The organism is Flavobacterium sp. TC780 (assembly GCF_056783245.1).
The window spans coordinates 1-6,863 of record NZ_JBXBAV010000167.1; the positions used below are offsets into that span (position 1 = coordinate 1).

A 6,863-nucleotide genomic window follows, 5' to 3' on the forward strand; every position below is an offset into this window, starting at 1 on the left:
CTATGTATTGCTAAGGTTAATACATGCTCCTGTTGTTAGGGAGGCAGCACCTGTCGGTTTTCGGGTATTCAGAAGAGAGATAGCTTTGTTCTGATTTTTAATAAATTTACTTAAAACTAACTTTTAACAAGGCTTTATGAGTATATTTTAATAAATCTGACCTCTATTATCTTACAGGTAAAAATGGGTTTATGAATATTATCGTAGGAAATAAGTTAAAACAGCTACGTAAAAGTAAGGACATGTCGCAAGAGCAAGTGGCAGATTATTTGCACTTATCGCAATCGGCTTATGCGAGGATTGAAAGAGGCGAGAGCAGTTCTTGGGCAAGTCATGCTAATAAAATATGTGAGTTCTTCAAAATAACTCCAGAAGAATTGGTAACAAATGAAATAGGACAGAATAAAGAAACGACTGATGATTTAAATGAGGCTTTCATTATAAATCAATTGTCAGATAAAATCGTAGAACAATATGAAGCGCGAATTAAAGAGTTAAAAAAAACAATAAAAGATTTAAAAAGAAAACAGAAACCATAAATAAAGGCTTCTCTTAAAAAGAGAAGCCTTTATTATTTATTGTGAATTATGTAATTAACTTTTTTAAAGAAAATTAATCGATGTCTTTTGTTACTACTTGCATGGTTTCACGACTCACCTGTTTTAGTAAAACTACTTTGTTTTTTCTTCAACAGTTTCGGCTGCTTTATCATCAAAATGACGAATAGTATATAGGGTAACATTCTCACCTAAATCAACTTTGAATTTTTTCGAAAGTATAGCATTCAAATCATTGAAATTTTCAAATTTATCTTCTACACAAACAGAAAAACTAATTGCTGAGTTTTGAATTAAATTCACTTTTATTTTAAACTGATGGAATAAGGCAAAAATCTCACTGATATTTTCTTCCATAATAAAAGAAAAAATCTATTGATGAAAGAGAAATTAGAAGTTGGTTTCTCTTTACAATGAAACAAGGTAAATAAGGTTCTAAATCGACACCTTTAGAAACAATGGTTCCTTTTAATAGCGGATTGATAAAAGATTCTTTAACATATAGTGGGATTTCTTTTTTCTGTAAAGGCTGTAATGTTTTTGGATGAATAACTGTTGCTCCGTAAAATGCCAATTCGATAGCCTCACGATATGAAATTTGATTAAGCAAGCTTGCATTTCTAAAATAACGAGGGTCAGCATTCATTACTCCAGGAACGTCTTTCCAGATGGTAACACTTTCGGCATTTAAGCAATAAGCAAAAATGGCTGCAGTGTAATCTGAACCTTCACGGCCTAAAGTTGTGGTGAAGTTATTTTCATCGGCACCTAAGAACCCTTGGGTGATGTTTAGCATATTTCGCTTCACATTCTTACCAATATTTTTTTGAGTTAATTCCCAATCTACTTCGGCATCTCGGTAAGTCGCATTGGTTTTTATAAAGTTACGTACATCGATCCATTGAGTTGAACACCCATGAAATTCATGAAATGACTTAAAATGGTAGTCGAAATTAATTCTCCAAAACTTACAACCTGATCATAAACAAAGTTATAGTTAGGAGATTTATTATGGGCAAGAAAATATTCCAACTCCGAAAAGAATGCATTTACAGCAGTAAAAACTTCATGTTTTTCATTCTCGAATAAATCTAGCAATATCTGGTTGTGGTATTTTTTTACTTCTTGAACAGATGCATTTAATTCGCTCGATTTTTCAAAATAATTCTTTATTACAACTTCTAGAGCGTTTGTAGTTTTCCCCATAGCCGAAACCACAAGTAATACATCTTCATAACCTACTTTCTGCAAAACGTCATATACGTTTTTAATTCCTTCAGCATCTTTTACTGAGGCACCACCAAATTTGAATACTCTCATTATTTATTGTTATATATTGTGTCTTAAATTTTTATTTTTTCTCCAAGAAAGTATGAATTCCAGCTTCATCCATTTGAAAACAACACGCCATTCTTCGAGATTTTGAGCTCCAGAGTTTTCATAGAATTTAACTGCAGGAGTATTCCAATCGAGTACATTCCATTCGACTCTTCTTACTTTGTCTTTTTTTGCCTGCTCCATTATTTTGGAGTATAATGCCATTCCTAAACCAGATCCACGCATTTTATCTTTAACGATTAAATCTTCTAAATGTATTGTTTTGCCTTTCCAGGTTGAAAATCGGTAATAGTATAAGGCAATTCAACCATTCCTTAATCGGCATCTTGAACTCGGCTACAAATACATGAAAAAGAGGATTTTCTCCAAAGCCATCACAAACTAAATCGCTCTCCGTAACCAAAACTGCATCTGGTTCATTTTCGAATATGGCTAGTTCCTGAATCAAGCCTAAAACAGCTTTCATGTCATCAGGGTTTCCTTTTCTAATATTCATAAATTCTTATTATTAATGTATTTATATCTAAAATAATGGTTTTTTGAACTTGATTATTGCTTTTGATTAACAAATATACAATACGGACAAACTAACTAAATAATTTTTAAATCAATTTCACAAAAAAGGCGATATTTGTGACTTCAAAAAAAAATCTACAACGATATAGTATAATGGAAGAACGCAATAAAACACTAGGAGAGTTTATTATTGAGAACCAAAAAGCATTTCAGTATTCGTCGGGAGAGCTTTCCCGAATTATCAACTCTATACGATTGGCGGCCAAAGTCGTTAATTATAAAGTAAACAAAGCTGGTTTAGTTGACATCGTTGGCGCAGCTGGAGAACAAAACATACAAGGAGAAGATCAGCAAAAATTGGATGTGTATGCAAATGAAGTTTTTATTCAAACTTTGATTAATCGTGAGATTGTTTGCGGAATTGCTTCAGAAGAGAATGATGATTTTATTACTGTTCAGGGGAGTGATAACAGCCATAATAATAAATATGTGGTTTTGATGGATCCGCTGATGGATCTTCTAATATTGATGTAAATGTTTCTGTGGGAACGTATCTTTTCGGTTTACAGAAGAATTACACCAATAGGAACACCAGTTACACTTGAAGATTTTTTGCAACCAGGAGTTAATCAAGTTGCGGCAGGATATGTAATTTATGGAACTTCTCAGAATGTTGGTTTACACAACAGGACATGGGGTAAATGGATTTACTTTAAATCCAGCAATTGGAACATTCTATTTGTCACACCCAAATATGAAATATTCAAAAGATGGAAGATTTATTCCGTTAATGAAGGGAACTACGTTCATTTTCCACAGGGAGTAAAAGATTATATTAAGTATTGCCAGCATGAAGAAGACGACAGGCCTTATACTTCGAGATATATCGCAAGTCTGGGTTTTCCGATTTTCATCCAAACATGATTAAAGGAGGGATTTATCTGTATCCAACAAGTAGCAAAGCACCAAAAGGAAAGCTTCGTTTATTGTACGAATGTAATCCAATGGCATTTGTTGCAGAACAGGCTGGAGGAAAAGCGTCTGATGGTTTTAATAGAATCATGGAGATTAATCCAACCGAATTACACCAGCGCGTTCCATTCTTTTGTGGAAGCTACAATATGGTAAAAAGCAGAAGAGTTTATGCTTAAAGCGGCTAAGTAATAAAAACAAAACCCGACTAGTTAATAGTCGGGTTTTGTTTTTTAATACCAGTCTCAGTTTTTAGTACCAGTTTGGGTACGGAATACTGTCACGGAATACTTTTATTTATTCATATTCTGCATTTCGAAAGTAAAAGTATCTAAATCTACTTTTTTATCTACTAATGAAAGTGCTTTTGCAATGATATAGTTTACGTTTCCAGGAATAAATCCTAGTGCTAATCCAAATCTTCTTAGCATAATTTCTTGACTGTCCCCCATTTGGTGATCTACGTGTACCATACGAGCCAAATCGTATAAACGTTCTAAACGTTGAGAATACAAATAAGGCGCATTTATTGGGTGTTTCATTGGGTCAGCAAGAATCTCTTTATATTCTTCGTCTGAAATTTCTAATCGAGAAGCTAACTTGTCTAAAAAGGCTTTTTCTTCTTGGTTTGTTTTTCCATCAGCAAGGGCTACGCGAACAATAGCCGAAAAGTGACCTTTATTTCTTAGTTTAAATTCGCTATCAAATAAATCTGAAAATGACATAATTAATTGGTTTTTTGTATCACAAAGATAAATCTATTTTTAAATTATTAATTTTAATTTTTTTATAATTTTTATAATTCTAAAAACTGCAATTTTAACTTATTTTTATTTAATCATTTTGGAGTAGCAATCTACCATTTTCAAAATTAATCGTAAGTTTACAGACCCTTTATCAATTAAAATTAAAATACTCATGTCAGATTTTTGGATTTATTTTCAAATAGGATTAAAACACGTTCTAGATATTCATGCATACGATCACGTAATGTTTTTAATGGCGCTAACTATTCCTTATTCGTTTAAGGATTGGAAAAGAATTTTATTGCTTGTAACCGTTTTTACTGTTGGTCACACATTAGCATTATTGCTTTCAGTTTATGGAGTTATTACTATCAAAGTAAACATTATCGAATTTTTAATTCCGATAACGATTTTAATAACAGCCTTCTTTAATTTCTTTACAGCAGGGAAATCATCTAAAACAGAAAGTATTAATTTAGTGTTTTTTATAACACTTTTCTTTGGGATAATTCATGGATTAGGATTTTCTAATTATTTTAAAACAATATTAGGAGGAAGTCCAACATCAAAATTGTTGCCTTTGGGAGAATTTGCATTAGGGATTGAGGCAGCTCAAATTATTGTAGTTTTTGTAGTTTTAGTAATCTCATATATTGTTCAAACAATTTTTCGTTTTTCAAAACGTGATTGGACTTTGGCTATGTCGGCTTTTGTAATAGGAGTTGTAATTCCGATGGTTATTGAGAGCGAAATATGGAATAGATAAAAATGGAAAAAGAAAAATTAAATAGATACGACAAAGCATATTTGCGAATAGCAAAAGAATGGAGTCTGTTGTCATATTGCAAACGCAAGCAAGTTGGTGCAATTATCGTAAAAGACCGAATGATTATCTCAGATGGTTACAATGGTACACCATCTGGGTTTGGGAATTGTTGCGAGGACGAAGAGGGGTTAACGCGCTGGGATGTTTTGCATGCTGAAGCAAATGCTATTTTAAAAGTAGCGCGATCAACTCAATCTTGCGAAGGAGCAACGTTGTATATAACGCTTTCGCCTTGTAAAGAATGTAGTAAGTTAATTCATCAATCAGGAATAAAAAGAGTAGTCTATCAAAATGGATATCGGGATGATGCTGGAATTCAGTTTTTGATAAAAGCAGGAGTAGAAGTCGTACACATTCCTGTATTAGAAGAATAGAAGGTTACTTATGAAGAATAGCGATAAGTATATTCTCGTAAAACAAATATTAGCTACATATGAAATTCAATACTAAATATTTGCCAATAGTTATTGGAGCAGCTTTAGCTCTGGGAACTGTACTTGGGAGCTTATTAAGCACTCCTGCACAGGATCAGTTCTTGGCTAAAAATAACTCTAAGAATAAACTCAACAAATTAATTGATTTCATTAATAATGAGTATGTCGATAGCATAAATACAGATTCGATAGTTAATCTTACAGTCGATAATATTCTGTCAAAATTAGATCCTCATTCCGTTTATATTCCGCCAAGTGAGCAAGCTGAAGTTGCCGAAAGTATGAAAGGTGATTTTGTGGGAATTGGGGTGAATTTTTATATGTATAGAGATTCAGTTGCAATAATAAAACCAATAGAAAACGGCCCTTCGGCAAAAGCGGGAATTCAAGCAGGAGACAGAATTTTATATGTAGGAAAGACCAAATTATTCGGACGAAAACTTCCGTCAGATAGCTTGTTTGCTAAATTAAAAGGGAAAAGAGGAACAGAGATAGAGCTCACTGTTTATCGAAAATCAGAACAGAAGAAATTAAAAGTTAAAATAAAAAGAGACATTATTCCGATAAAGAGTGTTGATGTCTCGATGCTATTGGATAAAAATACTGGGTACATAAAAATAAATCGTTTTGCTGAAACAACTTATGCCGAATTTAAATCAGGTTTAACGAAGTTAAAGCAAAAGGGAATTCAGTCGCTTATTATAGATCTTCGCGATAATGGAGGAGGCTATATGGAAGAAGCCGTTGCAATTGCGGATGAATTTTTGAAAGACAAGCAACTTATTGTCTTTACGAAAAACAAGAACGGAGAAACTGAAAAAACCTATGCTACAGGAAGCGGAAGTTTTGAGAATGGAAAAGTATCTGTATTAATCAATGAAAATAGTGCTTCGGCTAGTGAAATTTTAGCAGGGGCAATTCAGGATAATGATAGAGGGAACATAATAGGTCGTCGTTCGTTTGGAAAAGGATTGGTTCAGCGCGAAATGGATTTTAATGATGGATCAGCTGTTCGTTTAACTGTTGCTAGATATTATACACCAACAGGGCGCTCTATTCAGAAGCCATATAGTCATGGAAACGAAGATTACTTTAAAGAGTCGGATTCACGTTTTAACAACGGAGAATTATATAGTAAGGACAGTATTAAGGTTGTTGATACGTTAAAATATAAAACTCCAAAAGGTAAAATTGTTTATGGTGGAGGCGGTATTGTACCAGATGTTTTTGTGCCAATCGAAATAGAACATGGTAGCGAAGGCTCTGCTTATTTGTTACAAACAGGAATTGTTGGGCATTTTGTTTTCGAGCAATTAGATAAAAATCGTAAGGCATTTACAGGGTTGAATTATCAAGAATTTGTTGCAAAAATGCAGTCGTTAGATGATTATTTTAAATCTTTTCAGAAATATCTTTTTAAGAATGGGTTAGATTAGGTGCTGCCTCCCTAACAACAGGAGCATGTATTAACCTT

General features: G+C 33.1%; 6 protein-coding genes and 3 pseudogenes. 6 read left to right on the forward strand and 3 right to left on the reverse strand.

The genetic code is table 11. The features are described from left to right. The first annotated feature begins 191 nt into the window (after positions 1–191). Positions 192–539, forward strand: a complete 348-nt coding sequence (locus tag AC1RYN_RS18655) for a helix-turn-helix transcriptional regulator (RefSeq protein WP_481808169.1) — start codon at positions 192–194, stop codon at positions 537–539. A 73-nt stretch (positions 540–612) separates the two neighbouring features. Here the strand turns inward: AC1RYN_RS18655 and AC1RYN_RS18660 are convergent. Together AC1RYN_RS18660 and AC1RYN_RS18665 are read right to left on the reverse strand one after the other, a co-directional pair. Beyond that, positions 613–1,877: pseudogene (locus AC1RYN_RS18660) on the reverse strand (aspartate kinase). Positions 1,878–1,908: 31 nt separating this feature from the next. After that, positions 1,909–2,391 (reverse strand): annotated as a pseudogene (locus AC1RYN_RS18665) (N-acetyltransferase family protein). Positions 2,392–2,564: 173 nt separating this feature from the next. On the opposite strand from AC1RYN_RS18665, the pseudogene AC1RYN_RS18670 reads away from it, so the two are divergent. Together AC1RYN_RS18670 and AC1RYN_RS18675 are read left to right on the forward strand one after the other, a co-directional pair. Next, a pseudogene (locus AC1RYN_RS18670) lies at positions 2,565–3,335 on the forward strand (class 1 fructose-bisphosphatase). After that, complete coding sequence (locus AC1RYN_RS18675) at positions 3,332–3,562, forward strand: hypothetical protein (RefSeq protein WP_481808170.1); 231 nt, start codon at positions 3,332–3,334, stop codon at positions 3,560–3,562. The pseudogene AC1RYN_RS18670 and the gene AC1RYN_RS18675 overlap by 4 nt, the downstream one beginning before the upstream one ends. A 114-nt stretch (positions 3,563–3,676) precedes the next feature. On the opposite strand, the gene AC1RYN_RS18680 is transcribed toward AC1RYN_RS18675, so the two are convergent. Beyond that, entirely contained in the window at positions 3,677–4,108 is a 432-nt protein-coding gene (locus AC1RYN_RS18680; protein WP_481808171.1) for a tellurite resistance TerB family protein, read from the reverse strand. Positions 4,109–4,301: 193 nt separating this feature from the next. Between AC1RYN_RS18680 and AC1RYN_RS18685 the strand changes: the two genes are divergently transcribed. The 3 genes from AC1RYN_RS18685 to AC1RYN_RS18695 are packed head-to-tail and all read left to right on the forward strand — an operon-like array spanning position 4,302 to position 6,825. Continuing rightward, positions 4,302–4,895, forward strand: a complete 594-nt coding sequence (locus AC1RYN_RS18685) for a HupE/UreJ family protein (protein WP_481808172.1) — start codon at positions 4,302–4,304, stop codon at positions 4,893–4,895. Between the two features lie 2 nt (positions 4,896–4,897). Then, positions 4,898–5,329, forward strand: a complete 432-nt coding sequence (locus tag AC1RYN_RS18690; protein ID WP_481808173.1) for a deoxycytidylate deaminase — start codon at positions 4,898–4,900, stop codon at positions 5,327–5,329. A 59-nt stretch (positions 5,330–5,388) separates the two neighbouring features. Continuing rightward, entirely contained in the window at positions 5,389–6,825 is a 1,437-nt protein-coding gene (locus AC1RYN_RS18695) for a S41 family peptidase (RefSeq protein WP_481808174.1), read from the forward strand. Positions 6,826–6,863: the final 38 nt, after the last annotated feature.

What these genes read in the sequence shown, in the direction of transcription:
- AC1RYN_RS18655 (WP_481808169.1), top strand. Translation starts at nt 192, where the DNA reads ATGAATATTATCGTAGGAAATAAGTTAAAACAGCTACGTAAAAGTAAG.
- AC1RYN_RS18675 (WP_481808170.1), top strand. Translation starts at nt 3,332, where the DNA reads ATGATTAAAGGAGGGATTTATCTGTATCCAACAAGTAGCAAAGCACCA.
- AC1RYN_RS18685 (WP_481808172.1), top strand. Translation starts at nt 4,302, where the DNA reads ATGTCAGATTTTTGGATTTATTTTCAAATAGGATTAAAACACGTTCTA.
- AC1RYN_RS18695 (WP_481808174.1), top strand. Translation starts at nt 5,389, where the DNA reads ATGAAATTCAATACTAAATATTTGCCAATAGTTATTGGAGCAGCTTTA.
- AC1RYN_RS18680 (WP_481808171.1), bottom strand. Translation starts at nt 4,108, where the DNA reads ATGTCATTTTCAGATTTATTTGATAGCGAATTTAAACTAAGAAATAAA.
- AC1RYN_RS18690 (WP_481808173.1), top strand. Translation starts at nt 4,898, where the DNA reads ATGGAAAAAGAAAAATTAAATAGATACGACAAAGCATATTTGCGAATA.